We start from the raw sequence: 26,045 nt of genomic DNA, 5'->3' as shown, positions 1-26,045 counted from the left end.
AATCCTTGAAAAGCACGGTCTGCAAGGGATTGAGCCGGTTGGTTGCGACATTCGGTCACGGGGTGACTTGTAGTTAATTTTCCGTCACCCGTCATAATCCCTTGAAGGGCACAAAGTTCGCCTGCAAAATGCCGCGCCCCGCCCTGATTTGGCGGGATCGTGCTGATCGGCCGCCCCAGCCGCACCATCCGTAGTGCATGGGTTTACTCTATAAGATCACGCAGGAGATTTGACGTGCACATTGGTGTTCCTCTCGAAACCCAGACCGGTGAAACACGGGTTGCTGCAACCCCGGAAACCATCAAGAAGCTGATCGGCCAGGGCCATAAGGTCACTGTACAAAGCGGCGCCGGTATTAATGCCAGCGTTGTCGACAGTGCCTATGAAGCGGCAGGCGCAAGCATTGGCAGCGCCAACGATGCGTTTGGTGCAGAGCTGATTCTCAAAGTCGTCGCCCCCAGCGACAGTGAGCTCGCACTGATCAAGAGCGGCACCATAGTGGTGGGCATGCTCAATCCGTTCAGCAATGAAACCATCGCCAAGCTGGCCGAATGCGGGATTACCGCCTTTGCCCTGGAAGCCGCGCCTCGTACCTCCCGCGCTCAGAGCCTGGACGTACTGTCGTCGCAAGCCAACATCGCCGGTTACAAGGCTGTGTTGCTGGCCGCTCACTACTATCCGCGCTTCATGCCGATGCTGATGACCGCTGCGGGCACTGTGAAAGCGGCGCGCGTGCTAATCCTCGGTGCCGGCGTGGCCGGTTTGCAGGCCATCGCTACCGCGAAACGCCTGGGGGCGGTGATCGAAGCGTCTGACGTGCGTCCTGCGGTAAAAGAGCAGATCGAATCCCTCGGCGCCAAGTTCGTCGACGTGCCTTACGAGACCGACGAAGAGCGTGAATGCGCCGTCGGTGTCGGCGGTTACGCCCGTCCGATGCCGGCCAGCTGGATGCAGCGCCAGGCCGCCGCCGTGCACGAACGCGCCAAGCAGGCTGACATCGTTATCACCACCGCGCTGATTCCCGGCCGCAAGGCACCAACCCTGTTGAGTGCGCAAACCGTGGCCCAGATGAAACCGGGTTCGGTGGTCATCGATCTCGCGGCAGCCCAGGGCGGCAACTGCCCGCTGACCGTGGCCGATCAGGTGGTTATCGAAAATGGCGTGACCATCGTTGGCCCGACCAACCTGGCCAGCGCCGTGGCGGCTGACGCTTCGGCGCTGTACGCACGCAACCTGCTGGACTTCATGAAACTGTTGTTCGATAAAGAAGGACAACTGGTGATCAACCTTGAAGACGATATCGTCGCCGCGTGCCTGATGTGCCGCGACGGCCAGATCGTGCGCAAGAACGGCTGAGGATAAAAACAATGGAAGACATGCTGATCTCTGACGGTATCTACAACCTGATCATCTTCGTGCTGGCTATCTATGTCGGGTACCACGTGGTCTGGAACGTTACCCCTGCACTGCACACGCCACTGATGGCCGTGACCAACGCCATCTCGGCCATCGTGATCGTCGGTGCCATGCTCGCCGCCGCCCTCACCGTGACCCCGCTGGGCAAGACCATGGGCACCCTGGCCGTGGCCCTGGCCGCGGTCAACGTGTTTGGTGGCTTCCTGGTGACCCGGCGCATGCTGGAAATGTTCAAGAAAAAAGCGGCTCCGGCAAAAGCTCCGGCAGCCAAAGCCGCAGCAGCCAAGGCTGAGGTGCAGCAAGCATGAGCATGAACCTGGTTACTTCCCTGTATTTGATCGCCTCGGTCTGCTTCATCCAGGCGCTCAAGGGTCTCTCGCACCCCACCACCTCGCGTCGCGGCAACCTGTTCGGCATGCTCGGCATGGGCCTGGCGATCCTCACCACGGTCGGCCTGATCTACAAGCTCGGTACCGATCTGGCGCAAGACGGTATCGTCTACGTGATCGTCGGCCTGCTGATCGGCGGCACCGCCGGTTCGATCATGGCCAAACGCGTTGAAATGACCAAGATGCCCGAACTGGTCGCCTTCATGCACAGCATGATCGGCCTGGCAGCGGTGTTCATCGCCGTGGCTGCCGTGGTCGAGCCGCAGTCGCTGGGCATCGTCAAGCAACTCGGTGACGCGATCCCGGCCGGTAACCGCCTGGAACTGTTCCTCGGTGCCGCCATCGGTGCAATCACCTTCTCTGGCTCTGTCATTGCCTTCGGCAAGCTGTCCGGCAAGTACAAGTTCCGCCTGTTCCAGGGTGCACCGGTACAGTTCAGTGGCCAGCACAAGCTGAACCTGCTGCTGGGCCTGGCCACACTGGGCCTGGGCGTGACCTTCATGCTCACCGGTGACTACACCGCTTTCGCCGTGATGCTGGCCCTGGCCTTCGTGCTCGGCGTGCTGATCATCATCCCGATCGGTGGCGCGGACATGCCAGTGGTCGTGTCGATGCTCAACAGCTACTCCGGCTGGGCAGCGGCGGGTATCGGCTTCTCGCTGAACAACTCGATGCTGATCATCGCCGGCTCGCTGGTGGGCTCAAGCGGCGCAATCCTCTCGTACATCATGTGCAAGGCGATGAACCGCTCCTTCTTTAACGTACTGCTCGGCGGTTTCGGCAATACGGCGGATGCGGCCGGCCCGGCGGGTTCGAAAGAAGCCCGTCCGGTAAAATCCGGTTCGGCTGACGACGCGACCTTTCTGCTGACCAACGCCGACACCGTGATCATCGTGCCGGGCTATGGCCTGGCGGTAGCGCGGGCACAGCATGCGCTGAAGGAGCTGACCGAGAAGCTGACCCACCGCGGCGTGACCGTGAAGTATGCGATCCACCCGGTTGCCGGTCGTATGCCCGGCCACATGAACGTGCTGCTGGCCGAGGCCGAAGTGCCTTACGACCAGGTGTTCGAGATGGACGACATCAACTCCGAGTTCGGCCAGGCCGACGTGGTGCTGGTGCTGGGCGCCAACGACGTGGTCAACCCGGCCGCGAAGAACGATCCGAAATCGCCGATTGCCGGCATGCCGATCCTCGAAGCGTTCAAGGCCAAGACCATCATCGTCAACAAGCGCTCGATGGCCAGCGGCTACGCCGGCCTGGACAACGAACTGTTCTACCTGGACAAAACCATGATGGTCTTCGGCGACGCTAAAAAGGTCATCGAAGACATGGTCAAAGCCGTCGACTAACCCTCTGCGGCACACGGAACGCCCCGACTCGTCGGGGCGTTTTTGTTTGCGCAAATCGTCGGACAAACTATCCTTTTGTTACCGATCCGGTAACGGTGTTTTGCTTGAAAGGCCCGGAATAGACGCCTCGATTGCGACCTTGGTAGCGGGACAGAAGCTGGCGCAATTCACTAGACTGCACGTCCTGCTACCTGTTGCCCGAGATAACAATCCATGTACCGTGACCGTATTCGCCTGCCTTCGTTGTTGGACAAAGTGATGAGCGCTGCCGACGCTGCCGCTCTGATTGAGGACGGCATGACCGTCGGCATGAGTGGCTTTACTCGCGCAGGCGAAGCCAAGGCCGTCCCCCAGGCGCTGGCCGAGCGTGCCAAGGTCACGCCGCTGAAGATCAGCCTGATGACCGGCGCAAGCCTGGGCAACGACCTCGACAAGCAGTTGACCGAAGCCGGTGTGTTGTCGCGACGCATGCCGTTCCAGGTCGACAGCACCCTGCGCAAGGCGATCAATGCCGGCGAGGTCATGTTCATCGACCAGCACTTGTCGGAAACCGTGGAGCAATTGCGCAACCAGCAATTGAAACTGCCGGACATTGCCGTGATTGAAGCCGTAGCGATCACCGAGCAAGGGCATATCGTGCCAACCACCTCGGTCGGCAACTCGGCCAGCTTCGCGATTTTCGCCAAGCACGTGATCGTCGAGATCAACATGGCGCACAACCCGAACCTCGAAGGTCTGCACGACATCTATATTCCGACCTACCGTCCGACCCGCACGCCGATTCCGCTGGTCAAGGTCGACGACCGCATTGGCAGCACCGCCATCCCGATTCCAGCGGAAAAAATCGTCGCCATCGTGGTCACCAACCAGGCTGACTCACCCTCCACTGTGTTGGCGCCGGACGCCGAGACTCAAGCCATTGCCGACCACCTGATCGACTTCTTCAAACAGGAAGTGGCAGCCGGGCGCATGACCAACAAGCTCGGCCCGCTACAAGCCGGCATCGGCACCATCGCCAACTCGGTGATGTGTGGCCTGATCGACTCGCCGTTCGAAGACCTGACGATGTATTCCGAGGTGCTGCAGGACTCGACCTTCGACCTGATCGATGCGGGCAAGCTGAGTTTTGCTTCGGGCAGTTCGATCACCCTGTCGAGCCGCCGCAATGCCGACGTGTTCGGCAATCTGGAGCGCTACAAAGACAAACTGGTTCTGCGCCCGCAGGAGATTTCCAACCACCCTGAAGTCGTGCGCCGCCTTGGCATCATCGGCATCAACACGGCACTGGAGTTCGACATCTATGGCAACGTCAACTCCACTCACGTCTGCGGCACGCGGATGATGAACGGCATCGGTGGCTCGGGTGACTTCGCGCGCAACGCGCACTTGTCCGTGTTCGTGACCAAGTCGATCGCCAAGGGCGGTGCGATCTCCAGCGTGGTGCCGATGGTCAGCCATGTTGACCACACCGAACATGACGTCGACATCCTCGTGACCGAAGTGGGCCTGGCAGACTTGCGCGGCCTGGCGCCTCGGGAGCGTGCCCGGGTCATCATCGACAAGTGCGTGCACCCGGATTACCGCCAGGCGCTGAATGATTACTTCACCGCCGCGTGCGCCATCGGCGGGCACACCCCGCACATCCTGCGTGACGCCCTGAGCTGGCACATCAACCTGGAAGAAACCGGGCAAATGCTGAAGAAGTAATTGGTACAGATAGCAGCTGGCGCAAACACAGTTTCGTCAGCTTGCTCTTGCCTCCTCGGAATATGAAAAAACTGTACTGCTGTACTGGTCATTTCTGAGGGATAATTCCTACCTTACTGAGCAAAAACAGCATTTTCGCACCTTAATAGTGCGCATAGGTACAGTTGCCTCAATTTCGACCAGTACACCCCCTATAAACAGTTAACTGAGCTCTCACAATACAGATGAACTGTATCTACAGAGACTAGGCAAACGAGAGGATCATGGGCACCAGTTAAACCACTACCTAATCCCGCCATAAGCGGAAGGATGACCACCATGGAACGTACACTCAGTTCCGATCTGTTCTTCGAAGACACTGCTGCAAAAACCCAGGCTTCCCTGCCTCTGCGCGTTATCGCCAACCTGATGCTGTGGCAGCGCCGCATCACCAGCCGCCATCAACTGGCTCGTCTGGATTCGCGTCTGCTGGCTGACGCCGGGATTAGCGAAGCACAACGCTACGAAGAGCTGAGCAAGCCGTTCTGGCGCTAAGTTAGCGTCGCTGGCTCTGACCTGAAGGGTCCACCGCCAGCAACCCGAATTGAAAAAACAAGACCCGTCGTGGGAAACCACGACGGGTTTTGTCGTTTCAGGGGAAGAAAGAAAAAAGCAGTACAGTTTAAATAAAATTAAATTACACCTGAACAGTTAATCCGCCAGATTTGATACAGTCTGGAAACTTCGCCAGATCAACACGATCAGACTGTCGCGGCGTCACGCACAGACAGCTAATATCAATCAGAATCTGGCGGGCTACGAGCGTCTGACTCAGCAGACACTGCGCCATCTTCCAATCGGCTTACCCTAGGAGTTACACCATGTCCCGACTTCGCCTGCTCAGCGCTGCAGCCCTGCTTGCCGTGGCTGCCAATTCCCACGCCACCAGCTTTATCGTGACCACCGACGCAGTCGTTGGGGCACTCAAATCCAGTTCCGATGCGACGTCCAACATCACGTCTTCGTTCAAAGATGACAAGATCGTGCTCGCAGCGCGTGACGACGCCGCCAGCTTCGTTGCCAGCGAAGGCTCCATCCGCGGGGTGAAACTGGAAAGCGCGCTCGACCATATTCGTCATCAGGTACCCCAGTTGAACGCAACCGATACACAACTGGCGCAGGCGATCCTGACGATCTGATCGACTGTTCTGGCCGGGGACACGCTCGACGTGTCCCATTATTTCCGTGCTGGCTCTGGAATGGGCCTTGCGCTAGCCTTGGGACTCACTTTTAACTGTCGAGTCTCATGCGTTTTCTTGCAAATCTGTTGATCACTCCAGTCATGATTACTGCCGCCTGTTCAGGCTCAGCCCACGCTTACGACGCCTTTAACCTGTCAACCCAAGGGATCGTGGCCAGTGGATATGCCACAAGCATGGTGACCTCCGCCCCCTTCGACCATAAACTGCTGCTCGCGGCCCAGGATGACGCCGCGGCATTCATTGCCAGTGACGGCCAACTAAGAGGCGCACGACTGGAGTCGGCCCTGCGCTATCTGCGCCGAACCCAGGCAAAACTTCATGCCAGCGACCTTGAACTGGCACAAGCAATTCTCGTCCAATAGTTATCCCTGTTTTTTCTGGAGTCATTCCATGCGTAACCCGCTGATTGCTGCCACCTTAGGCCTGCTGCTGTTGGCCGATGTGGCCCAGGCACATACTCTGGTTGCCACCAGTAATATTCTGATCCGTGCTACCCAGCGCACCCTCGATTTCACCTCCGACACCACCACGTCCATTCGGGATTCGAAAATCGTGCGCGAAGCCCAGGACGACGCCGCCAGTTTCGTTGCCAGCAATGGCGACATTCGTGGCGCTCACCTGGAATCCGCCTTCGATTTGCTGCGCACCCGCGTGCCGGAAGCTCGTGACGCCAGTGACCAGGATCTCGCCGAAGCCATCCTCGCACTGTGAAGTGTCCAGGTGCCTGGCTGCTGGCCGGGGCCCTGTTGCTGCTCGGCAACACGGCCCACGCTGGCCTTCAATTACAGCTCAAGACCGAAGGTCTGACTCCCGCGCAACAGCAAGCCAGCCAGGCGTTGCTCGATGAAGCCATGCAGGCACTGCCGCCACGCTTTGTCGAGCAACTCGATCGACGCATCGATGTCGGCTGGACCGATGACATGCCGAGAAATGCCTACGGTCAGGCGACACTGGTGTCCGAACTCGATCTGAACCGCAACCTGCTGGCCGGCCTCACCGATGGCAGCGCCGCGACCAAAAAGACCCAGCGCCCCCATGGCACCGTGCGCCGGGAAATGCTGGCCACGGTGTTGCACGAGCTGACTCACATCTACGATCGCTCACGCCTGTGGCCAAAGGCGGAGCGCACTCTGATTCAACGCTGTACCCGCCAAGACAGCAGCTCAGGGCTGGTCGGCATCCCCGACCAATGCCGCGGCCAGACCGGCCGCCGCTTTACCCTCAGCGATGATCCACGCCTGCTCGACCTCGCCGGCTGGCCGCAATACGTCGGCCGTCGTGGCGAGCGCGAACAGTACAACCGGCAGATCGCGCGCAGCCCGGACATCTACGAGACGAGCAGCCCCAAGGAGTTCGTCGCAGTCAATATGGAGTACTTCCTGCTCGATCCGAGCTACGCCTGCCGTCGTCCCGCACTGTACCGCTACTACAAAGAGCACTTTGGCTGGGCGCCCGCGGCCAAAAACGCTTGCGGAAAAACCGTCGCCTTCCTCAATGCCGGCAGTGATTTCGCCAAAACACCACTGGGACAGGTCGATCCGGAACGGGTTTACGCCATCGACTACCTGCTGGCCGAGGCTAACCAGAACTTGTTCAGCTACTGGGGTCACAGCATGTTGCGCCTGGTCATTTGTGCACCGGGCCGACCTCGCGGACCGGATTGCCGACTGGACCTGGACCAGCATCTGGTGCTGTCGTACCGCGCATTTGTCGGTGATGTGCAGATGTCGAGCTGGAATGGGCTGGTCGGTAAGTACCCATCGCGCCTGTTTGTCCTGCCGCTTTCCCAGGTAATCGACGAATACACCAAGACCGAGTTGCGCAGCCTGGCCTCAGTACCACTGAACCTGTCGCGCCGCGAGATCGAAGATGTGGTGGAGCACGCCGCCGAAATGCACTGGAGCTACGACGGCAATTACTTCTTCCTGTCCAATAACTGTGCGGTAGAGGGACTGAAACTGCTGCGTAGCAGCACTAACAACCCGCAACTGGTGGGTCTGGACAACATCATGCCCAACGGCATGCTCGAAGTGCTCAAGGGTCGTGGTCTGGCCGATACCAGCGTGCTGGATGATCCTCGCGAAGCACTGCGCCTGGGTTATCGCTTCGACTCCTTCCGTGATCGCTATCAAGCGATGTTCGAAGTGTTGAAAAAGCAGATGCCGATCAAACAGGAAACTGTCGAAGAGTGGCTGGATTTGAAAGCCGCAGAGCGGCGACAATGGTTCGAACAGGCTGATTTGCGTACTAGCGCAGCATTGCTGCTGCTGGAACAGGCGAGTTTCCGTCGACAGATGTTGCTGGCCCAGGACGAAGTGAAGCAGCGCTATCTGGGCGCTCGGGAGCTGAAAAACGGCGGTATGGACAAAGCCAACGAGACGCTGAAGCAGATTCTCGCCAACAGCGGCTTCCTCAGCCGCCCGGCAGAGCTGCTGGGGACCGCGGGTTACGGGTTGCCACAACCGAACGAGTGGGAGCATCTGGAAGCGGAAAGCAGCCAGCGCCAGAAGCAGCTCCTGGCGCTGTCCGGGGATCTGGACAAGGAGGTGAGGGCGTTGCTTGAACCGGGCCGCGCCGCCGAGATGGCCGCCAACGAGGCCAACGTGAAGCAGATTGGTGAACACCTGCGCAAACTGCACAAGGCATCAGGCGGGATAGAGTTACCTTGATACCGCAACCTTGTGGGAGCGAGCTCGCTCCCACAAGGTTTACAGCGTTCAGGAGCTTTACCTTCAGCTGACGCGGGCCTTACGCACGCCTTCGGCCAACGCCGAGCACAGGCTCAGCACGCCATCCACGGCTTGTTCCGGGGAGGTGGCATTGGCGATGTGATCGATCAACGCCGAGCCCACCACAACACCATCGGCCAGACGTGCAATGGACGCCGCCTGTTCCGGAGTCCGGATACCGAAACCGATGCTGATCGGCAGGTCGGTATGACGGCGCAGACGGGCGACCGCTTCTTCGACGTGTTCCAGCGTGGCAGCACCGGCGCCGGTCACACCGGCCACCGAGACGTAGTAGACGAAGCCGGAGCTGCCGTTGAGAACGGTCGGCAGGCGCACATCGTCGGTGGTTGGCGTGGTCAGGCGAATGAAGTCCAGGCCCGCGGCCTGCGCCGGGTCGCACAGCTCGCCGTTATGCTCGGGCGGCAGGTCGACCACGATCAGGCCGTCAACACCGGCCTCCTTGGCTTCGGCGATGAAGCGCGGTACGCCGTACATGTGGATCGGGTTGAAGTAACCCATCAGCACCAGCGGCGTTTCGTTGTTGTCCTGGCGGAACTCGCGAACCATTTGCAGGGTTTTCGCCAGATTCTGCTTGGCACCCAACGCACGGATGTTGGCGAGCTGGATTGCCGGGCCATCAGCCATCGGGTCGGTGAAGGGCATGCCCAACTCGATCACGTCGGCGCCGGCCGCCGGCAAACCCTTGAGGATGGCCAGGGAGGTGTCATAGCCCGGGTCGCCAGCGGTCACGAAGGTCACCAGGGCGGCGCGGTTCTGTTCCTTGAGTTCGGCAAAACGCGTTTGCAGGCGGCTCATCAGTGTTTCTCCTGCTTTGATTGTTCCATGTGGTGCATCACGGTCTGCATGTCTTTGTCGCCACGACCGGACAGGTTGACCACCATCAGGTGATCTTTTGGCAAGGTCGGTGCGCGCTTGAATACTTCAGCCAGGGCGTGGGCGCTTTCCAGGGCAGGGATGATCCCTTCCAGGCGGCAGCACTGGTGGAACGCAGCGAGGGCTTCGTCGTCGGTCACCGAGGTGTACTGAACGCGGCCGATGTCATGCAACCATGCGTGTTCCGGACCAATGCCCGGGTAGTCCAGGCCAGCGGAGATCGAGTGGGCGTCGATGATCTGGCCATCGTCGTCCTGCAGCAGGAAAGTACGATTGCCGTGCAGGACGCCTGGAACGCCACCATTCAGGCTGGCCGCATGCTTGCCGGTCTCGATGCCGTAGCCGGCGGCTTCGACGCCGATGATCTCGACACTCTTGTCGTCGAGGAACGGGTGGAACAGGCCCATGGCGTTGGAACCACCGCCGATGCACGCCACCAGGCTGTCGGGCAGGCGACCTTCCTGGGCTTGCAGCTGTTCGCGGGTTTCCTTGCCGATCACGGCCTGGAAGTCGCGAACCATTGCCGGGTAAGGGTGCGGACCGGCCACGGTGCCGATCAGGTAGAAAGTGCTGTCGACGTTGGTCACCCAGTCACGCAGGGCTTCGTTCATCGCGTCTTTCAGCGTGCCGGTACCGGCTACCACCGGGATCACTTCGGCACCCAGCAGCTTCATGCGGAACACGTTGGCCTGCTGACGCTCGATGTCAGTGGTGCCCATGTAGATCACGCAATCCAGACCGAAACGCGCGGCGACGGTGGCCGTGGCCACACCGTGCATGCCGGCGCCGGTCTCGGCGATGATGCGCTTTTTGCCCATGCGCCGCGCCAGCAGGATCTGGCCGATGCAGTTGTTGATCTTGTGCGCGCCGGTGTGGTTCAGCTCTTCACGCTTGAGGTAGATCTTCGCGCCGCCACAGAACTCGGTCAGACGCTCGGCGAAGTACAGTGGGCTTGGACGCCCGACGTAGTCGCGCTGGAAGTAGGCCAGTTCTTCCTTGAATGCAGGATCTTCCTTGGCCAACTCGTATTCGCGGGCCAGGTCGAGGATCAACGGCATCAGGGTTTCGGCAACATAACGGCCGCCGAACGCGCCAAACAGGCCGTTGGCATCAGGGCCGTTGCGCAGATTAGTCTGGGTCATGGGGCGCTCCAGTTGAATGCGTGAAGTGATGCATAAAGAGATAGTGGGCTTCACTCTACCCCTGACGCCCCGACCTGAAAACCGATAAGATCGCCACAACCTGTCAGGAAAACTCACAGATCAAATGAGCCATGACCTTCCTCCGCTGAACGCACTTCGAGCCTTCGAAGCCACTGCCCGCCTGAACAGCGTCAGTCAGGCGGCCGAACAGTTGCACGTTACCCACGGTGCGGTCAGCCGGCAACTCAAGGTGCTTGAAGAGCACCTCGGCGTAAGCCTGTTCATCAAGGACGGTCGCGGCCTGAAACTCACAGATGCCGGATTACGCCTGCGTGACGCCAGCAGCGAAGCCTTCGAGCGCCTGCGCAGCGTTTGCGCCGAACTCACACAAAGCACAGCCGATGCGCCATTCGTGCTCGGTTGCTCGGGAAGCCTGCTGGCGCGCTGGTTTATCCCGCGATTGGGGCGGCTCAATGCCGACCTGCCGGACTTGCGCCTGCACCTGTCGGCCGGAGAAGGCGATCTCGATCCGCGAAGACCGGGGCTGGATGCCTTGCTGGTATTTGCCGAGCCACCCTGGCCGGCGGACATGCAGGTTTTTGAGCTCGCCAGCGAACGCATCGGCCCGGTCATGAGCCCGCGGTTCGTCGGCTATGAACGGCTCAAGCAGGCGCCGGAAACCGCGCTGCTGAGCGAACCCTTGCTGCACACCACCTCACGCCCGCAAGCCTGGCCGAACTGGGCGCAACCACGCGGCCTCGACGCCAGGGCGCTGAAGTACGGTCAGGGATTTGAACATTTGTATTATTTGCTGGAAGCCGCCGTCGCAGGTCTGGGCGTGGCGATTGCCCCCGAACCCTTGGTGACGGAGGACTTGAAGGCCGGCCGCCTGGTTGCGCCTTGGGGCTTCAGTGAAACCCCGGCACAACTGGCGTTGTGGCTACCCAAGCGCGCCGCGGACGGGCGCGCCCGACAACTGGCGCAGTGGCTCAAGAACGAACTGCGTCGCGCGGATTAATCACGCTTGCACAACAGATAAGCGGCCAGCAGGCCCAATGCACCCACGGCGACACCGGCTGTTGTCCAGGGGTGTTCCTGGGCGTAGTCGCGGGTGGCAATCCCGGTTTCGCGGGTTTTGACCTTGACCTCCTCATAAGCATCGGCAAGCAGATGGCGCGAGTGCTTCAAGGCATTCTCGGCGTTGCTTTTCAGGGTATTGAGGGTTTTACGCGACTCGTCCGAGGCGTCGCCCTTCAGGCTTTCCAAAGACTTGAGCAGACTCTCGATCTCGGCTTCCATGCTTTGCAATGAGGCTTTGCGTAACGAGGTGTTGGCCATGGTGGCTCTCCTGCATTGGTGATGAGTGGCGTGTGTAGGTTGGGACTTCACGGGTTCGAGAAAGTGCAGAAAATCTGAACTTCACCCTCAGAACGGCCAACAGAAGAAATAGGAAAAATCACTGCTAGTCTGTAATTCACACGCCGAGGAGAACGCCATGTCTGACCATCACACCTACAAGAAAGTCGAGCTGATCGGCTCGTCCACCAGCAGTATCGAAGATGCGATCAACAACGCGCTGACTGAAGCCAGCAAAAGCATCAAGTACATGGAATGGTTTGAAGTGACCGAGACCCGTGGGCACATCAGGGACGGCAAGGCTGCGCACTTTCAGGTGACCTTGAAAGTCGGGTTCCGGATTGCCAGCAGCTGAGTTTGGGCTAGTCTTCTGAACTTGCACGCCGGTCGAATGCCATAGGGAATGGCAAAGCACTAAATGAGTGCGTCCGGCTGACGGCTGGTTACCCCTATGACCCGACCAGGGAATGCAACCGATGAAGAAGTTTATGTTGGCAGTAGGTTTGTTGAGCCTTGCGGGGAGCGCATTGGCGGGCGGCAAGCCATGCGAAGAGCTGAAAGCCGAAATCGCAGCGAAACTTGATGCCAAGGGCGTTTCCGGTTATTCGCTGGAGATTGTCGATAAAGGTGCCGCTGCCGGCGGGAAAGTTGTTGGCAAATGCGAAGCGGGCGCCAAAGTGATCGTCTATAAAAAGTAGGCCGATTCCCACTTGAATGAAAAAGCCGACGTCAGGGCGTCGGCTTTTTCATGCCTGCATTTTGAGTATCAGCCTCGCATGACCTGCGCCAGCAACTCGTAGGAATGCACGCGATCAGCATGTTCGTACAGGTCACAGGTGAAAATCAGCTCGTCGGCCTGGGTCTGTTCGATCAGGACTTCGAGTTTGGCGCGGATTTTCTGCGGGCTGCCGATCATGGCCAGGCCAAGGAAATCGTGCACGGCGTCTTTCTCATGGGGCAGCCACAGGCCGTCCATGGTCTTCACCGGCGGACGTTGCACCAGGCTTTGGCCACGCATCAAGGCGAGAATCCGCTGGAACACCGAAGTGGCCAGGTACTCGGCCTGCTCGTCGGTATCGGCTGCCACCAATGGCACGCCGAGCATCACGTAGGGTTTGTCCAAAACGGCTGACGGTTTGAAGTGATTGCGGTAGACCCGAATCGCTTCATGCATATAGCGTGGTGCGAAATGCGAGGCGAAGGCGTAGGGCAAACCGCGCTCACCCGCCAGTTGCGCACTGAACAGGCTCGACCCCAACAACCAGACCGGCACATTGGTCCCGGTTCCCGGCATCGCGATGATGCGTTGGTCCGGTGTACGTGGCCCGAGGTAGCGCACCAGTTCCGCCACATCTTCCGGGAAGTCGTCGGCGCTGCCGGAACGTTCACGGCGCAACGCACGTGCGGTCATCTGGTCGGAACCGGGGGCACGACCCAGGCCCAGATCGATCCGGCCCGGATAAAGGCTTTCCAGGGTGCCGAACTGTTCGGCGATCACCAACGGTGCGTGGTTGGGCAACATCACCCCGCCCGAACCGACTCGAATGGTCGACGTACCACCGGCCAGGTAACCAAGCAGCACCGAGGTCGCGGAACTGGCGATGCCATCCATGTTGTGGTGCTCAGCCACCCAGAAGCGGTTGTAACCGAATCTTTCGACGTGCTGCGCCAAGTCCAGCGAGTTGCGCAGCGACTGGGCCGCGCTGCCGTTCTCGCGCACCGGCACCAGATCGAGGGTCGAGAACTTGATATCGGACAGTCGTTTCATAAACCTGCTTCTCCAATTTAGGGCGCAGGTCTGTTTTTTGCGAACGCAAACCTGCCGAATCCAAAAGCGTGATTCATGCAATGAGGGCATATACCCGAGTTTCAATAGCCCGGTAAAAAATCCCGCGAAAAAAGCGGATTGATCGGACAGAGCCGCCCGGTGTCCAAAGTGCTAAATGCGAAGATCAGACTGGAGGCCACACGGGTCAGCTAGATTTCCGCTGAAAACAAAAGATCGCAGCCTTGCGCAACCTGCCGGGATCATTCGGTAGATGGTGCTCAAGTCTGCGATCTTTTTTGCGCCGCGACAGATTTGCCCGCTAAAACTGTGGTCGAATAAACGACAGCAGCGAAAACCCACGACTGTGCGTGCTGCCTCAAAGGAGCTTCAACCATGAAACGTTTTGCCCTCGCGGTTATCTGTTGCGCACTGGCCACCTCGGCCCTCGCGGCGCCGAAACCCTGCGAAGAGCTCAAGGCCGAGATCGAAGCCAAGATCCAGGCCAGCGGCGTCACTTCCTACACGCTTGAAATCGTCACCAACGACGAGGTACACGACCAGAACATGGTCGTTGGCTCGTGCGAAAACGGTACCAAGAAAATCATCTACCAGAAAAACGACCGCTGAACCGCTCACATCAGGCAGTAGGATTCCCGATCTTCAGCAACGATTTCGCGCTTGGCGTTGTACAGCCGGGCGCCAGGGGTAAAGGCGATGGAACGGCCTTCGAGCACATAACGCTGGCCGGCTTCGAAATGATCGTATTTGATGGTCAGATAGCACAGCCGCTCAGAAGGGCCGCCCATCATGCCCAATCCGCCACCGGGTACTTCAAAGTCGAAACGCACGATCAGTTCATGGCTGCCCGGCGTGACCTCGAAAAAACGCCCGTCGCGCAGGCGTTGTTTATCCAGTCGTTCGGCCATCAGCAATTTATCGTTGGGGAAGGGCGTAGAAAATTCGACCCAGGCCATTTGTGGATTAGGTGTCGGCATCGGGCTTTGGCAACCCACGACAACACTGGCGGCGAGTAACAGCATCAACCTGCGCATGATGGATGTCCCAAGGGATATGCATCCAGCATAACGCCGATCAGCTGTGTTGACAGCCTGCCGGCGTGCCTTGGCCAATCACTTTGCGCTGTTGATCGTAGAGTTTCGCCCAAGGCCGAAAGCCGATGTTCCCCGCCTGTAGCTGATAACGCTCGCCCGCGTTGAAGTCGTTGAATTTCACGTTCAACTGGCAATCGCGCCACAACGGCTCGGCGTCGGGGCCGATGTTGGTGGGCTGGACCGTGAATTGGTAGCGGACCGTCAACTCATGGCCGCCGGGTTGAACCTGGAAATAGCGTTTATCGTCGGTGGCCTTGTCATCGACCTCCAGCGCTTGCAGCGTCGTATCTTCTTGCTTCGAGTCCAGGTCGATCCAGGCTTGCGCAGGATCAGGGCGGGGTAGTCCAAAATAAGCACAGCCGGCCAGCATCAGCAGGCCTCCTGTCAGTATCAACATGCGCATAGCGGAGCTCCAGTCAGGCGGGATAGTCTTGCGGAAAGACTCTCCAAGGAAGAATTATTGTGATCAGGCCGCTTCCTAGCCTTGGGTTACTTGATCGCGTTTTTCGCGTTTTGTTTCCAGGTGTGTTGTTTTTGTTGCTAAACGGTTGCGCCAGCATCAGCTATTACAACCAACTGGCCAGCGGCCAACTGCAGTTGCTGCGGGCCAGGGAGCCTGTTTCCAGCGTGATTGCCGACCCGGCGCGCGATCAAAAATTGCGCACACACCTGGAGCAATCGCAAAAGGCCCGAACCTTCGCCAGCCAGCAATTGCACCTGCCGGATAACCAGAGTTACCGCCTGTACGCGGACATTGGGCGTCCCTTCGTCGTCTGGAATGTCTTCGCCACACCGGAATTTTCCCTCAAGCCTGTAAACCACTGCTTCCCCATCGCCGGTTGCGTGGCCTATCGCGGTTACTACAGCCAGAGCGCAGCCCGCGGCGAAGCGGCTTTGCAACGCTTGCAGGGCATGGACGTGTCGATTGGCGGTGTCGAGGCCTATTCGACACTCGGCTGGTTCAACGACCCGATCATCAGTTCGATGATGGGCTGGGGGGATGAGCGACTGGCCACGTTGATCTTTCACGAGCTGGCCCATCAGCGCGTCTATGTGAAAGACGACACGGAGTTCAACGAATCCTTCGCCACCTTCGTCGAGCAGGAAGGTACTCGCCAATGGCGCGCCTACCGCCACCTGCCACCGGATAACAATGCGCAGGCACGTCAGCGCGAACAGTTCACTGGGTTGGTGCTCAAGACCCGCGCCCGCCTGGAAAAACTCTACACCTTGCCGTTGCCAACCGAACAAATGCGCCAGCGCAAGGCGGCCGAATTCGAGCGCTTGCGCCGCGAATACCGGCAATTGCGCGACAGTCAGTGGGCCGCAGACAAACGCTACGACGCCTGGATCCATGCACCCATGAACAACGCCCGGCTATTGCCGTTTGGTTTGTACGACCAATGGGTGCCGGCATTTGGCGCGCTGTTTCATCAGGAGAATGGCGACTGGCTTAAATTTTACGCCGCCGTGGAAAAGCTTGGCGCCTTGCCGACGGACGAGCGCAAGGCCGCGCTGAAGGCTTTGGCTGACGGAGCCGATCAACCAAAGAACCAGTAGCAAACCCCGATCGCACCCAGCACCCCGGCAAGCTCGGCCAGCAATGCACAACCGACGGCATGGCGTGCGCGCTGGATGCCCACGGCGCCGAAGTACACCGCCAGGACATAGAACGTCGTTTCCGTACTGCCCTGGACCGTTGCCGCCACCAGCGCCGGGAAGCTGTCCACGCCCGAGGTCTTCATGGTTTCAATCAGCATCGCCCGGGCGGCGCTACCGGAGAAGGGTTTGACCATCGCCGTCGGCAGGGCGTCAACGAAACGCGTGTCCCAACCGGCCCATTCCACCAGATGACGGATCCCGTCCAGACCGAAGTCCAGTGCCCCGGACGCGCGCAGTACGCCCACCGCGCAGAGCATCGCCACCAGGTAGGGCAGCAGGTTCTTGGCGACGTCAAAACCCTCTTTGGCTCCTTCAACGAAGGCCTCGTAGACCTTCACTTTGCGCAGCGCGCCGATCAGTAAAAACAGCATGATCAGGCCAAACAGCGTCAGGTTGCCGAGGATCGATGACAAGCCGGCCAGCGCAGTCGCCGAAAGGGTCGCCAGCAACGCCATGAAAGCACCGAGGGCAAGGGCGCCGGGGATCAGGTAGGCCAGCACCACCGGGTCCCAGATGCGCAACCGCTGCATGAATGCCACCGACAGGAAGCCGACAATGGTCGAGCAACTGGTCGCCAGCAGGATCGGCAGGAACACCAGCGTCGGGTCAGGTGCACCTTGCTGGGCGCGATACATGAAGATCGTCACCGGCAGCAGGGTCAGCGAGGAGGCGTTGAGCACCAGGAACAGGATCTGCGCGTTGCTGGCGACGGTAGCGCTGGGATTGAGTTCTTGCAGCGATTTCATGGCCTTGAGGCCGATCGGTGTGGCGGCGTTGTCCAGCCCCAGGCCATTGGCGGCGAAGTTCAGGGTGATCAGGCCAATGGCCGGATGACCCGGCGGGACTTCAGGCATCAGGCGCAAGAACAGTGGCCCCAGGGCCTTGGCCAGCCATTCGACGATGCCGGCTTTCTCGGCAATGCGCAGAAAACCCAGCCAGAGAGTGAGAGTGCCAAACAGCAGCACCATGACTTCGACCGACAGCTTGGCCATGGCAAAAATGCTTTCCACCATCGCCGCGAATATCCCGGCGTTGCCGCCAATCAGCCACTGCGCCAGCGCCGATACGGCAGCCACGATGAAGAAGCCAAGCCAAAGGCCATTGAGCATCAGTCAAATCCCCCCAAAAGATCCGCGAATGATAGCGGGGTGGCCAGAAACGACAAACCCCGGATTTCTCCGGGGTTTGTCTGGTACTGCTGGCACTGCTCACTGTAGGAGCGAGCCTGCTCGCGATAGCGGTGTATCAGTCGACATCAACGGTGACTGTCAGTCCGTCATCGCGAGCAAGCTCGCTCCCACAGGTTTTGTATCAATTGCTGGAGGTTTCACCCGCCGGCAGCTTTTCCTTGCTGCGCCAGTGCGGCAGGGAGTTCCAGTAACGCTGGCCTTTGGCATCGTCGTACATGCCTTCCCAACGAGCGATAACCAGAACAGCCAGTGCGTTGCCGATCACGTTCAGTGCGGTACGGGCCATGTCCATGACGCGGTCGACACCGGCAATGAACGCCAGGCCTTCCAGTGGAATACCGACGCTGCCAAGGGTGGCCAGCAGTACCACGAAGGACACGCCCGGTACGCCGGCGATACCTTTGGAGGTGACCATCAAGGTCAGTACCAGCAACAGTTGCTGGCTGATCGACAGGTCGATGCCATATAGCTGGGCAATGAAGATCGCCGCGATGCTCTGGTACAGGGTCGAACCGTCGAGGTTGAACGAGTAACCGGTCGGCACCACGAAGCTGCAAATGGCTTTCGGTGCGCCGTAGGCTTCCATCTTCTCGATCACGCGCGGCAGCACGGTTTCGGAGCTGGCGGTGGAGTAGGCCAGTACCAGTTCATCCTTGAAGATGCGCATCAGCTTGATCACCGAGAAGCCGAACAGGCGAGCGATCAGGCCCAGGATCACGAAAGCGAAGAAGGCGATGGCGACGTAAACCAGGATCACCAGTTTGGCCAGCGGTATCAGCGATGCGAAGCCGAAGTTGGCCACAGTCACCGCGATCAGTGCGAACACGCCGATCGGGGCGTAGTTCATGATCATGTGAGTGACCTTGAACATGCTTTCCGATACGCCCTGGAACATCTTCACCAGCGGCTCGCGCAGGTCCGCCTGCAGGCTCGACAAGCCGAGACCGAACAATACGGAGAAGAAGATGATCGGCAGCATTTCGCCGCGAACCATGGCCGCGAAGATGTTCGACGGGATCAGGTTGAGGATGGTTTCGATGAACGCGTGTTCATGCTGAACCTCGGCCGCCGTAGCCTGGTACTTGGAAATGTCCACAGTGCCCAGGGTGCTCATGTCGATGCCGGCACCCGGATGGAACAGGTTGGCCAGCAGCAGACCGACCACGATGGCGATGGTGGTGACGATTTCGAAGTAGATGATGGTCTTGAAGCCGATGCGCCCCAGCTTCTTGGCGTCACCGACGCCGGCAATGCCGACGATCAAAGAGGAGATGACGATCGGGATCACGATCATCTTGATCAGACGGATAAAGATATCGCCTGCCGGTTGCAGGACGTTGCTGATCCACCAGGCTTTTTCGGCACTGAAATGGTTGAGCAGCGCACCGATTGCAATCCCCAATACCAGACCGATGAGGATCTGCCAGGCGAGGCTAAGCTTTGCCTTCTTCATATCTTTACCCTTACTTGTTGTTTGACTCAGGGAGATGCGCGAACTGGAACGCTTGTGGCGAAAAAGTCCAGTGCATCTGCCCCCCGTATAAGGTGCCCCGGAGCGCGTGTTTACGGCTCTCTGGCAGGCGAAAAAAGGCGCAACTATTCCGATGCAAGGGAGCGCCGTCTAATGCCGTAAACGCCTACCCTATGCCGAATCGGCATGAGGTTTTTTTAGCGAAACGCGCGTCCCAACCGGTTCGAATACGACATTTCAGCAGGCATAAGTGCCGTGAACCGGCCATCACAGAGCAGATTGAATGTTTTTTGAGCAGTGGCCGAGCGTTGATTTTTCAGCAAAATCCCGCCGGACGAAGCGAAAAATCGCGACCAAAGAAGGGTGATTTTTCTCGATATACGGTCGCTGGTGAAACACCGGGAAAAGTATTTTCCGGCGTAACAAGGACAAGAACGAGAAAACAGTGATGAAATCGGGACGAGCGCTCTATTTCAATGTGTTGCGTGATCAAGCCCTTCGCAAGCCCGTCGAGCCTTGGCGGTCCGACGAACTTGCGCAGTAGCTTTTCCTGACCCGGCCCTTGCGCAGGTACTCCCTGTACCCGTAGGTCACTCCGCCCCTGAAACAGGCAGAACGTCCCGACCCCTTGGTCATGCGCCGGCCTTCCTCAGGTGGCGCAGGTGGAAAGAGGCGCTGTGGCCTCCTTCGTGTACAAACTCAAATGTTCTATCAACAGGACCTGCATGCGCAGGTCAGGCATGTCGGGGAAACGCCAGCCCGCATGCCATGGCACTACCGCCCAACAGGGCGGCTGCCGGTGTCTTGAACAACCCTCTCATGTCAGCCTCGACCGCGACGGCCAAAGAAGAAGGAGGCAATGAACATCACCAGGAACACGACAAACAGAATCTTGGCGATACCCGTGGCAGTGCCCGCGATACCACCGAAGCCCAATACAGCGGCGATGATGGCGATGATCAGGAATGTGATTGCCCAGCTCAACATGGTGATTCTCCTTACGCTTGTGTTTAGAGGTGCTGCGTTTCCCGGCGCATGGGGTGCGGCGGAAGTTTTGCCTAGAACACCCAACGCTCTTGATGACGCATCTCACCCACAGGCCCGGCCTGGTCGACATCCATCATGCGCATCGGGGTGCTATCGGCCTGACCGCTGCTGACAGCGCTGAAATGGGTTTGGGTCGAATGCGGAATCGACAGGCATGGCGCTTCCGGCTGCAGGCTCTGCTCCCAGCGCAGAAACTGCTGGCTGACGATCAGGGTGATCAACAGCGCCAGAACAGCAAACAGGCCTTGCTGGATATGCACAGGCGAGAGATGCAGGTGGGCGACACGTTGACGATTCATCCTGGAACTCCTACCACTCGGGTCGGTATTCGATAGCGGGCGTTTGTTTTTGAATGCCCTGGTCAACCAGACAATTGCAGAGCGCATGCCAGCTTTGAATCGAATTAATTACCTTTAATATCAATATCTTATGAGCATCAAAGAAATCACTTCGCGCGCATCCTGCACGATGCCACTGGTGCAGTCGTGCGTATTGCACGATTGGTTTGAAGGAAGACGTAAATTTTTTGAATTGAGAGGAGGACGCGGATGTCAGAAATTCACGCTGGCCGCTGTCAGAAACCAGGCATCCATTAAAAGACCCGAAAAATCAGGTGGCTAACCGATACATAGGATGAGAGCTACCCTGCCATGACAGGAATGGCTCAGAATCAATCATGCAACTTGCCCGATTTCTCCGGGACTAAATAAAGATCAGTCATTAAGGAGCGCAGGAAAATGGAATCAGCCACTGAGCATCAAGGCCGCATTCTGCTGGTGGATGATGAGTCCGCCATCCTGCGCACTTTCCGTTATTGCCTCGAAGACGAAGGCTACAGCGTGGCCACCGCCACCAGCGCCGCGCAGGCAGAAGCCCTGTTGCAGCGGCAGGTCTTCGACCTGTGCTTCCTCGATTTGCGTCTGGGTGAAGACAACGGCCTCGATGTGCTGGCCCAGATGCGTATCCAGGCGCCCTGGATGCGGGTGGTGATCGTCACTGCGCACTCAGCCGTCGACACGGCAGTGGATGCGATTCAGGCCGGTGCCGCCGACTATCTGGTCAAACCGTGCAGCCCCGATCAATTGCGGCTGGCAACCGCCAAGCAACTGGAAGTGCGGCAACTGTCGGCGCGACTGGAAGCCCTGGAAGGCGAGGTGCGCAAGCCCCAGGATGGTCTGGACTCCCACAGCCCGGCCATGAAAGTGGTACTCGAAACCGCCCGCCAGGTTGCCACGACCGATGCCAATATCCTGATTCTGGGTGAGTCCGGTACCGGCAAGGGCGAACTGTCCCAAGCCATTCACGGCTGGAGCAAACGCGCGAAGAAATCCTGCGTCACGATCAACTGCCCGTCGCTGTCCACCGAGCTCATGGAAAGCGAACTCTTCGGCCACAGCCGCGGCGCCTTCACCGGTGCCAGCGAAAGCACCTTGGGGCGAGTCAACCAGGCCGACGGCGGAACGCTGTTTCTCGACGAAATCGGCGACTTTCCCCTGACGTTGCAGCCGAAGTTGCTGCGTTTTATTCAGGACAAAGAATATGAGCGCGTCGGTGATCCGGTGACCCGCCGTGCCGATGTGCGCATCCTTGCGGCCACCAACCTCAACCTTGAGGACATGGTCCGCGACGGTCGTTTCCGTGAAGACCTGCTCTATCGCCTGAATGTCATCACCTTGCACCTGCCACCGCTACGCGAACGCCGCGAAGATATTCTCAACCTGGCCGATCGTTTCCTGGCGCGCTTCGTCAAGGAGTACGCCCGTCCCGCGCGCGCCTTCAGCGACGAGGCCCGGGAAGCACTATTGGGTTATCGCTGGCCGGGCAACATCCGTGAGCTGCGCAACGTGATCGAGCGGGCGAGCATCATCTGTCCACAGGAGCGGGTCGAGATCAGTCATCTGGGCATGGCCGAAACCCCGGTCAACAATACACCGCACATCGGCGCGGCACTGAGCCTGGAGGAGCTGGAAAAGGCCCACATCGGCGCGGTCCTCGCCACCGCCGACACGCTGGATCAAGCGGCGAAAACCCTGGGCATCGACGCCTCGACGCTGTACCGCAAACGCAAACAGTACAACTTGTGAGCAATCGCCGATGAAACTGGCGCTGAAATTGCGGACCCGGCTTTTCCTGAGCATCTCCGCACTGATCACCGTCGCGTTGCTCGGGCTCTTGCTCGGGCTGGTCAGCGTGATGCAGATGGCCGGCAGCCAGGAAGTACTGATCCGCAGTAACTTCATCACCCTGGACCTGGGGCTCAAGCTGCGTCAGACCCTGGGTGATCAACTGATCATCATGCTCAGCGAGAAGCCTGACTCCGCCGCTTTCGCCGCCTCGAAGCAGCATTACTTCGAACTGCTGGAGGAGGGCATCGCCCAGGAGCCGGTAGAAACCGGAAGCGACTACGGCTTCAGAAAAGCCAAAGCCGACTACGAGAGCTTTATCCAGGCTTATGAAACGTCCCCGGACCCGTCGAATGTGCTTAGTAGCCACGACAACCTGACGGAAAAATTCAACGCGCTACGCAATGGTCTGATCGCCGAGCACAAGCGCGCGCTGGATAACATCAGCGAAACCGAGCGCCAGTCCCGGGAGCAGGCACTGCTGATTGCCGGGCTGCTTGGCCTGGTGGGGCTGGCGGTGCTGATCATCGGCTTCGTGACCGCGCAGGCCATCGCCCGGCGTTTCGGGGAGCCCATCGAGGCGCTGGCCAAGGCGGCGGACAATATCGGCCAGGGCAATTTCGATGTCACCCTGCCGATTTCTTCGGCGATGGAACTGAACCAGCTGACCCGGCGTTTCGGGATCATGGCCCAAGCGCTGCGTGAACATCAGGCCACCAATGTCGATGAGCTGCTGGCCGGTCAGCAGCGTTTGCAGGCCGTGCTCGACAGCATCGACGACGGCCTGCTGATGATCGACCGTCAGGGTCATCTGGAACACCTTAATCCCGTGGCCCAGCGTCAGCTGGGCTGGGAGTCCGATCGTCTGGGTCAAGGATTGGGCGCGGCGCTGGAGCGCCCCGAACTCGATGAGCAGCTGCAACTGGTGCTGCGCGGCGGCACGCTGGAACGGGCGCCGGAAGACTTGAGTGTCGAAGTCGATGGCGAGTCGCGACTGCTGACCTATAGCCTGACCCCGGTCAGCCATACCCAGGGCCATATTCTCGGTGCCGTGATGGTGCTGCATGACGTCACGGAACAGCGTGCCTTCGAACGGGTACGCAGCGAATTCGTATTGCGCGCCTCCCATGAATTGCGCACACCGGTCACCGGCATGCACATGGCCTTCGGATTGTTCCGTGAGCGCGCGCACTTTGCCCCGGATTCCCGGGAAGCCGACCTGCTCGATACCGTGAATGAAGAGATGCAGCGGCTGATGCAGTTGATCAATGACCTGCTGAATTTCTCCCGTTACCAGAACGGTTTGCAGAAACTCACCCTGGCGCCGTGTTCCATCGAGGCATTGCTGGAACAGGCTCAGTCACGCTTTGCCACATCGGCCGAAGAGAAGGAAATCAATCTGCTGGTGGAGGTGCAGGGGCCTTTGCCGCGGTTACAGGCCGACCAGCCACAACTGGACCGGGTACTCGACAACTTGCTCGACAACGCCTTGCGTCACACCGGCTCCGGCGGGCAGATACGCTTGCAGGCCCGGCGCCACGGTGACCGGGTCATCATCAGTGTCGAGGACAACGGCGAAGGCATTGCCTACGGCCAGCAAGGGCGGATCTTCGAACCGTTCGTGCAGGTCGGACGCAAGAAGGGCGGTGCCGGGCTCGGCCTGGCGCTGTGCAAGGAAATCGTGCAATTGCATGGCGGGCGGATAGGCGTCTATTCACGGCCGGGGCAGGGTACTCAGTTCTACATGGCGCTGACCGTTTAGGTCACCCTCACGCTTCGTCATCCAGGCGCCGGCCTGCCCGACGCCGCCCCCGGGTAATCAATTCAGTGAACTGCACTGCACTCAGCGCGCGGGCGAACAGCCAGCCCTGGCCGAACTTCACGCCTTCACTGCACAGGAACTCGGCCTGGGCCTCATGTTCGATGCCCTCGGCAATCACCTTCAGGTGCAGCGATTGGGCCATGTGAATGATGTGCGGAGCCACACCGCTGCTGGCGGCGTCATGACCCAACGCATCAATGAACGCCTTGTCGATTTTCAGGCAATCGACCGGCAGGGTCTGCAAATAGGCGAGGCTGCAATAGCCGGTGCCAAAGTCATCGATCAACACCTGGTGCCCGACATCCCGTAGCGCTTGCAGGTTTTCCCGGGCCACCACCACATCGACCAGCCCGCGCTCGGTGACTTCAAAGGCAATTTGCCGCGCAGCGACGCGATGCAGGGTCAGCAGCCGCGCCATCACCTGGCCAATCCGCGGAACCATCACATCACACGCCGCGAGATTGACCGAGATGTACAGTTGCGGGTTGGCACGCAACAACTGGCCGAGTTGCTCGAGCAGGCGTTGCAGGACGAAGTCCGTCATCTGGCGAATCTGCCCGGTGTTCTCCGCCATCGGAATGAACAGGTCGGGACTGGTCAGGGTGCCGTCCGGCCTGCGCCAGCGCAGCAGTGCTTCAGCCCCGACACAGTTGCGGCTATCGAGGTCGAAGATCGGTTGGTACAGCACCTGCAACTCGCCACGGCGAATCGCGCCGGCCAGTTCGGCGTCCAGCGACTGCCGCTGGCGCACCAACAGAAACACCAGGAACCCAACGCATATGCCCAGCGCGAGGCTGGCCGGCAGCAACCACCACCAGACCGCCGGGATATGCATGCCGGTGCGTGGGCTGATCAACACCAATTGATATTCCGGGTTGTCGGTCGGCATGCGGTATATCAGGCGTGTCTGGGTGATCTGCAGCGCATCACGGTTTTTCGGTGGCCAGGCCTCGGCCGGCGGCCAGACCTGAGAAGCGCCGAGCACCGGAATCGCCCGCGCGCCATGGTCCAGGACCACCAGCAGGCTGCTGCCCGGAGACAGGTCGACCATATCGGTCAAATGCCCGCGAGAGGTCGCGACCCGGAAATTCCCGCGCCCGAGCATCAGCGCAGCGCGGTTTTCATCGGGTTCGGTGGTGGTGTTGAGCCAGTAGCTGTAAGTCGGGCCTTTGATGTCTGGCGATCGACTCAGCGACAGCCCTTCCTGGCGAGGACGATTGGAGCAGATTCGCGAGGAGTCCATGTAGGCGGCTTCGTAGACGAAGCGATAATTGAACGAAACCTGTTGCAAGGTTGCGATCATTTCAGCATCGCAACCGCGCAACGGTTGCGCTTCAAGGTCGTCAAGGCTTTCACGCAGTTGCCCGAAGAGCTGTTCGAGGCGGGCGAGGAAGCGTTCGCCCTGAGCATTCATTTCTTCGCTTTCGTTTTGCTCGACCTGGTGTATGGCGACGAACAGGCTGCCGGCCATCAATAACGTTGCGCTCAAGACAGTAGACATCAGCCCCAGGAACCAGGGGCGATGGAACCAACTACGGAGGGTCTCTCGAGCAACAGTCATTGTGTAATATCCGAAGGATTACCAATGAGTTATAGCTGCTGATTGGAAAAAAGCCCTGACCGT

27 protein-coding genes are annotated in these 26,045 nt (G+C 59.4%); 16 read left to right on the top strand and 11 right to left on the bottom strand.

Going from position 1 to position 26,045, the window contains the following annotated elements:
• The first annotated feature begins 234 nt into the window (after positions 1–234).
• From AC3IT9_RS00525 to AC3IT9_RS00485, 9 genes are all read left to right on the top strand, one after another.
• Positions 235–1,356 (top strand): Re/Si-specific NAD(P)(+) transhydrogenase subunit alpha, encoded by a 1,122-nt coding sequence (locus tag AC3IT9_RS00525; protein WP_151213777.1) that lies wholly within the window; start codon positions 235–237, stop codon positions 1,354–1,356.
• Between the two features lie 11 nt (positions 1,357–1,367).
• Positions 1,368–1,724 carry an NAD(P) transhydrogenase subunit alpha part 2 gene (locus AC3IT9_RS00520; protein ID WP_223441317.1) on the top strand — a complete coding sequence of 119 codons (357 nt, stop codon included), beginning with the start codon at positions 1,368–1,370 and terminating at the stop codon, positions 1,722–1,724.
• Entirely contained in the window at positions 1,721–3,157 is a 1,437-nt protein-coding gene (locus tag AC3IT9_RS00515) for an NAD(P)(+) transhydrogenase (Re/Si-specific) subunit beta (protein ID WP_489271648.1), read from the top strand. Before AC3IT9_RS00520 ends, AC3IT9_RS00515 begins: the two co-directional genes overlap by 4 nt.
• Positions 3,158–3,370: 213 nt before the next feature.
• Positions 3,371–4,864: a succinyl-CoA:acetate CoA-transferase ScpC gene (gene scpC, locus AC3IT9_RS00510; protein ID WP_008018492.1), complete on the top strand. Its 1,494-nt coding sequence runs from the start codon at positions 3,371–3,373 to the stop codon at positions 4,862–4,864.
• 318 nt (positions 4,865–5,182) lie between these two features.
• Complete coding sequence (locus tag AC3IT9_RS00505) at positions 5,183–5,398, top strand: DUF1127 domain-containing protein (protein WP_007969750.1); 216 nt, start codon at positions 5,183–5,185, stop codon at positions 5,396–5,398.
• A gap of 326 nt (positions 5,399–5,724) precedes the next feature.
• Entirely contained in the window at positions 5,725–6,042 is a 318-nt protein-coding gene (locus AC3IT9_RS00500; protein ID WP_353741807.1) for a DUF2388 domain-containing protein, read from the top strand.
• 107 nt (positions 6,043–6,149) lie between these two features.
• A complete protein-coding gene (locus AC3IT9_RS00495) occupies positions 6,150–6,467 on the top strand; it encodes a DUF2388 domain-containing protein (protein ID WP_150728196.1) in 318 nt (105 codons plus the stop codon).
• 28 nt (positions 6,468–6,495) lie between these two features.
• Positions 6,496–6,816: a DUF2388 domain-containing protein gene (locus AC3IT9_RS00490; RefSeq protein ID WP_057712574.1), complete on the top strand. Its 321-nt coding sequence runs from the start codon at positions 6,496–6,498 to the stop codon at positions 6,814–6,816.
• A complete protein-coding gene (locus tag AC3IT9_RS00485) occupies positions 6,813–8,774 on the top strand; it encodes a DUF7844 domain-containing protein (RefSeq protein WP_489271646.1) in 1,962 nt (653 codons plus the stop codon). Before AC3IT9_RS00490 ends, AC3IT9_RS00485 begins: the two co-directional genes overlap by 4 nt.
• 63 nt (positions 8,775–8,837) lie before the next feature.
• Here the strand turns inward: AC3IT9_RS00485 and trpA are convergent, their stop codons facing one another.
• Complete coding sequence (gene trpA / locus AC3IT9_RS00480) at positions 8,838–9,650, bottom strand: tryptophan synthase subunit alpha (RefSeq protein ID WP_015092933.1); 813 nt, start codon at positions 9,648–9,650, stop codon at positions 8,838–8,840.
• Positions 9,650–10,870, bottom strand: a complete 1,221-nt coding sequence (gene trpB, locus AC3IT9_RS00475; protein WP_008002146.1) for a tryptophan synthase subunit beta — start codon at positions 10,868–10,870, stop codon at positions 9,650–9,652. The genes trpA and trpB overlap by 1 nt, the downstream gene beginning before the upstream one ends.
• 124 nt (positions 10,871–10,994) lie before the next feature.
• Here trpB and AC3IT9_RS00470 point away from each other — a divergent pair, with 124 nt between their 5' ends.
• Entirely contained in the window at positions 10,995–11,888 is an 894-nt protein-coding gene (locus AC3IT9_RS00470) for a LysR family transcriptional regulator (protein WP_150728192.1), read from the top strand.
• Here the strand turns inward: AC3IT9_RS00470 and AC3IT9_RS00465 are convergent.
• Positions 11,885–12,208, bottom strand: a complete 324-nt coding sequence (locus tag AC3IT9_RS00465) for an ElaB/YgaM/YqjD family protein (protein WP_150728191.1) — start codon at positions 12,206–12,208, stop codon at positions 11,885–11,887. The genes AC3IT9_RS00470 and AC3IT9_RS00465 overlap by 4 nt on opposite strands.
• Positions 12,209–12,365: 157 nt before the next feature.
• Between AC3IT9_RS00465 and AC3IT9_RS00460 the strand changes: the two genes are divergently transcribed.
• The gene (locus AC3IT9_RS00460; RefSeq protein WP_095942957.1) at positions 12,366–12,581 is read left to right on the top strand and encodes a dodecin; all 216 of its coding nucleotides are present in this window, start codon (positions 12,366–12,368) and stop codon (positions 12,579–12,581) included.
• A gap of 121 nt (positions 12,582–12,702) precedes the next feature.
• Entirely contained in the window at positions 12,703–12,924 is a 222-nt protein-coding gene (locus tag AC3IT9_RS00455; protein WP_008045869.1) for a DUF1161 domain-containing protein, read from the top strand.
• A gap of 68 nt (positions 12,925–12,992) precedes the next feature.
• Here AC3IT9_RS00455 and AC3IT9_RS00450 read toward each other — a convergent pair whose 3' ends face one another.
• Positions 12,993–13,994, bottom strand: a complete 1,002-nt coding sequence (locus AC3IT9_RS00450) for an LLM class flavin-dependent oxidoreductase (RefSeq protein WP_489271645.1) — start codon at positions 13,992–13,994, stop codon at positions 12,993–12,995.
• A gap of 393 nt (positions 13,995–14,387) precedes the next feature.
• Between AC3IT9_RS00450 and AC3IT9_RS00445 the strand changes: the two genes are divergently transcribed.
• Entirely contained in the window at positions 14,388–14,621 is a 234-nt protein-coding gene (locus AC3IT9_RS00445) for a DUF1161 domain-containing protein (protein WP_104450431.1), read from the top strand.
• A gap of 5 nt (positions 14,622–14,626) precedes the next feature.
• Here the strand turns inward: AC3IT9_RS00445 and AC3IT9_RS00440 are convergent, their stop codons facing one another.
• Positions 14,627–15,046 (bottom strand): PA0061/PA0062 family lipoprotein, encoded by a 420-nt coding sequence (locus AC3IT9_RS00440; protein WP_150728189.1) that lies wholly within the window; start codon positions 15,044–15,046, stop codon positions 14,627–14,629.
• A gap of 40 nt (positions 15,047–15,086) precedes the next feature.
• Entirely contained in the window at positions 15,087–15,509 is a 423-nt protein-coding gene (locus tag AC3IT9_RS00435; protein ID WP_150728188.1) for a PA0061/PA0062 family lipoprotein, read from the bottom strand.
• A 59-nt stretch (positions 15,510–15,568) separates the two neighbouring features.
• Here AC3IT9_RS00435 and AC3IT9_RS00430 point away from each other — a divergent pair, with 59 nt between their 5' ends.
• Positions 15,569–16,666 (top strand): aminopeptidase, encoded by a 1,098-nt coding sequence (locus tag AC3IT9_RS00430; RefSeq protein ID WP_489271642.1) that lies wholly within the window; start codon positions 15,569–15,571, stop codon positions 16,664–16,666.
• Here AC3IT9_RS00430 and AC3IT9_RS00425 read toward each other — a convergent pair.
• From AC3IT9_RS00425 to AC3IT9_RS00410, 4 genes are all read right to left on the bottom strand, one after another.
• Positions 16,648–17,877, bottom strand: a complete 1,230-nt coding sequence (locus tag AC3IT9_RS00425) for a nucleoside recognition domain-containing protein (protein WP_489271641.1) — start codon at positions 17,875–17,877, stop codon at positions 16,648–16,650. The genes AC3IT9_RS00430 and AC3IT9_RS00425 overlap by 19 nt on opposite strands.
• Positions 17,878–18,079: 202 nt before the next feature.
• Positions 18,080–19,411 carry a glutamate/aspartate:proton symporter GltP gene (gene gltP, locus AC3IT9_RS00420; RefSeq protein WP_057712586.1) on the bottom strand — a complete coding sequence of 444 codons (1,332 nt, stop codon included), beginning with the start codon at positions 19,409–19,411 and terminating at the stop codon, positions 18,080–18,082.
• A gap of 840 nt (positions 19,412–20,251) precedes the next feature.
• A complete protein-coding gene (locus tag AC3IT9_RS00415; RefSeq protein WP_003177151.1) occupies positions 20,252–20,416 on the bottom strand; it encodes a DUF1328 domain-containing protein in 165 nt (54 codons plus the stop codon).
• A 71-nt stretch (positions 20,417–20,487) separates the two neighbouring features.
• Positions 20,488–20,775: a hypothetical protein gene (locus AC3IT9_RS00410; RefSeq protein ID WP_353741803.1), complete on the bottom strand. Its 288-nt coding sequence runs from the start codon at positions 20,773–20,775 to the stop codon at positions 20,488–20,490.
• A gap of 438 nt (positions 20,776–21,213) precedes the next feature.
• Between AC3IT9_RS00410 and algB the strand changes: the two genes are divergently transcribed.
• Both algB and AC3IT9_RS00400 read left to right on the top strand, forming a co-directional pair.
• Positions 21,214–22,560 carry a sigma-54-dependent response regulator transcription factor AlgB gene (algB, locus tag AC3IT9_RS00405; RefSeq protein WP_489271639.1) on the top strand — a complete coding sequence of 449 codons (1,347 nt, stop codon included), beginning with the start codon at positions 21,214–21,216 and terminating at the stop codon, positions 22,558–22,560.
• A 10-nt stretch (positions 22,561–22,570) separates the two neighbouring features.
• Positions 22,571–24,361 (top strand): ATP-binding protein, encoded by a 1,791-nt coding sequence (locus AC3IT9_RS00400; protein WP_489271638.1) that lies wholly within the window; start codon positions 22,571–22,573, stop codon positions 24,359–24,361.
• A gap of 7 nt (positions 24,362–24,368) precedes the next feature.
• Here the strand turns inward: AC3IT9_RS00400 and AC3IT9_RS00395 are convergent, their stop codons facing one another.
• Positions 24,369–25,982: an EAL domain-containing protein gene (locus AC3IT9_RS00395; RefSeq protein WP_489271637.1), complete on the bottom strand. Its 1,614-nt coding sequence runs from the start codon at positions 25,980–25,982 to the stop codon at positions 24,369–24,371.
• Positions 25,983–26,045 lie beyond the last annotated feature (63 nt).

The sequence above is a fragment of the Pseudomonas sp. KH_046_1 genome, assembly GCF_057839025.1.
The sequence above is the reverse complement of the archived record's forward strand: the minus strand, read 5'-3'. Positions and strand labels throughout refer to the sequence as shown.

Bases quoted from the DNA above. Each gene is read 5' to 3' on its own strand.
- AC3IT9_RS00520 (WP_223441317.1), top strand. From the start codon at position 1,368: ATGGAAGACATGCTGATCTCTGACGGTATCTACAACCTGATCATCTTC.
- AC3IT9_RS00515 (WP_489271648.1), top strand. From the start codon at position 1,721: ATGAGCATGAACCTGGTTACTTCCCTGTATTTGATCGCCTCGGTCTGC.
- scpC (WP_008018492.1), top strand. From the start codon at position 3,371: ATGTACCGTGACCGTATTCGCCTGCCTTCGTTGTTGGACAAAGTGATG.
- AC3IT9_RS00505 (WP_007969750.1), top strand. From the start codon at position 5,183: ATGGAACGTACACTCAGTTCCGATCTGTTCTTCGAAGACACTGCTGCA.
- AC3IT9_RS00500 (WP_353741807.1), top strand. From the start codon at position 5,725: ATGTCCCGACTTCGCCTGCTCAGCGCTGCAGCCCTGCTTGCCGTGGCT.
- AC3IT9_RS00495 (WP_150728196.1), top strand. From the start codon at position 6,150: ATGCGTTTTCTTGCAAATCTGTTGATCACTCCAGTCATGATTACTGCC.
- AC3IT9_RS00490 (WP_057712574.1), top strand. From the start codon at position 6,496: ATGCGTAACCCGCTGATTGCTGCCACCTTAGGCCTGCTGCTGTTGGCC.
- trpA (WP_015092933.1), bottom strand. From the start codon at position 9,650: ATGAGCCGCCTGCAAACGCGTTTTGCCGAACTCAAGGAACAGAACCGC.
- trpB (WP_008002146.1), bottom strand. From the start codon at position 10,870: ATGACCCAGACTAATCTGCGCAACGGCCCTGATGCCAACGGCCTGTTT.
- AC3IT9_RS00470 (WP_150728192.1), top strand. From the start codon at position 10,995: ATGAGCCATGACCTTCCTCCGCTGAACGCACTTCGAGCCTTCGAAGCC.
- AC3IT9_RS00465 (WP_150728191.1), bottom strand. From the start codon at position 12,208: ATGGCCAACACCTCGTTACGCAAAGCCTCATTGCAAAGCATGGAAGCC.
- AC3IT9_RS00460 (WP_095942957.1), top strand. From the start codon at position 12,366: ATGTCTGACCATCACACCTACAAGAAAGTCGAGCTGATCGGCTCGTCC.
- AC3IT9_RS00455 (WP_008045869.1), top strand. From the start codon at position 12,703: ATGAAGAAGTTTATGTTGGCAGTAGGTTTGTTGAGCCTTGCGGGGAGC.
- AC3IT9_RS00450 (WP_489271645.1), bottom strand. From the start codon at position 13,994: ATGAAACGACTGTCCGATATCAAGTTCTCGACCCTCGATCTGGTGCCG.
- AC3IT9_RS00445 (WP_104450431.1), top strand. From the start codon at position 14,388: ATGAAACGTTTTGCCCTCGCGGTTATCTGTTGCGCACTGGCCACCTCG.
- AC3IT9_RS00440 (WP_150728189.1), bottom strand. From the start codon at position 15,046: ATGCGCAGGTTGATGCTGTTACTCGCCGCCAGTGTTGTCGTGGGTTGC.
- AC3IT9_RS00435 (WP_150728188.1), bottom strand. From the start codon at position 15,509: ATGCGCATGTTGATACTGACAGGAGGCCTGCTGATGCTGGCCGGCTGT.
- AC3IT9_RS00425 (WP_489271641.1), bottom strand. From the start codon at position 17,877: ATGCTCAATGGCCTTTGGCTTGGCTTCTTCATCGTGGCTGCCGTATCG.
- gltP (WP_057712586.1), bottom strand. From the start codon at position 19,411: ATGAAGAAGGCAAAGCTTAGCCTCGCCTGGCAGATCCTCATCGGTCTG.
- AC3IT9_RS00415 (WP_003177151.1), bottom strand. From the start codon at position 20,416: ATGTTGAGCTGGGCAATCACATTCCTGATCATCGCCATCATCGCCGCT.
- AC3IT9_RS00410 (WP_353741803.1), bottom strand. From the start codon at position 20,775: ATGAATCGTCAACGTGTCGCCCACCTGCATCTCTCGCCTGTGCATATC.
- algB (WP_489271639.1), top strand. From the start codon at position 21,214: ATGGAATCAGCCACTGAGCATCAAGGCCGCATTCTGCTGGTGGATGAT.
- AC3IT9_RS00400 (WP_489271638.1), top strand. From the start codon at position 22,571: ATGAAACTGGCGCTGAAATTGCGGACCCGGCTTTTCCTGAGCATCTCC.
- AC3IT9_RS00395 (WP_489271637.1), bottom strand. From the start codon at position 25,982: ATGACTGTTGCTCGAGAGACCCTCCGTAGTTGGTTCCATCGCCCCTGG.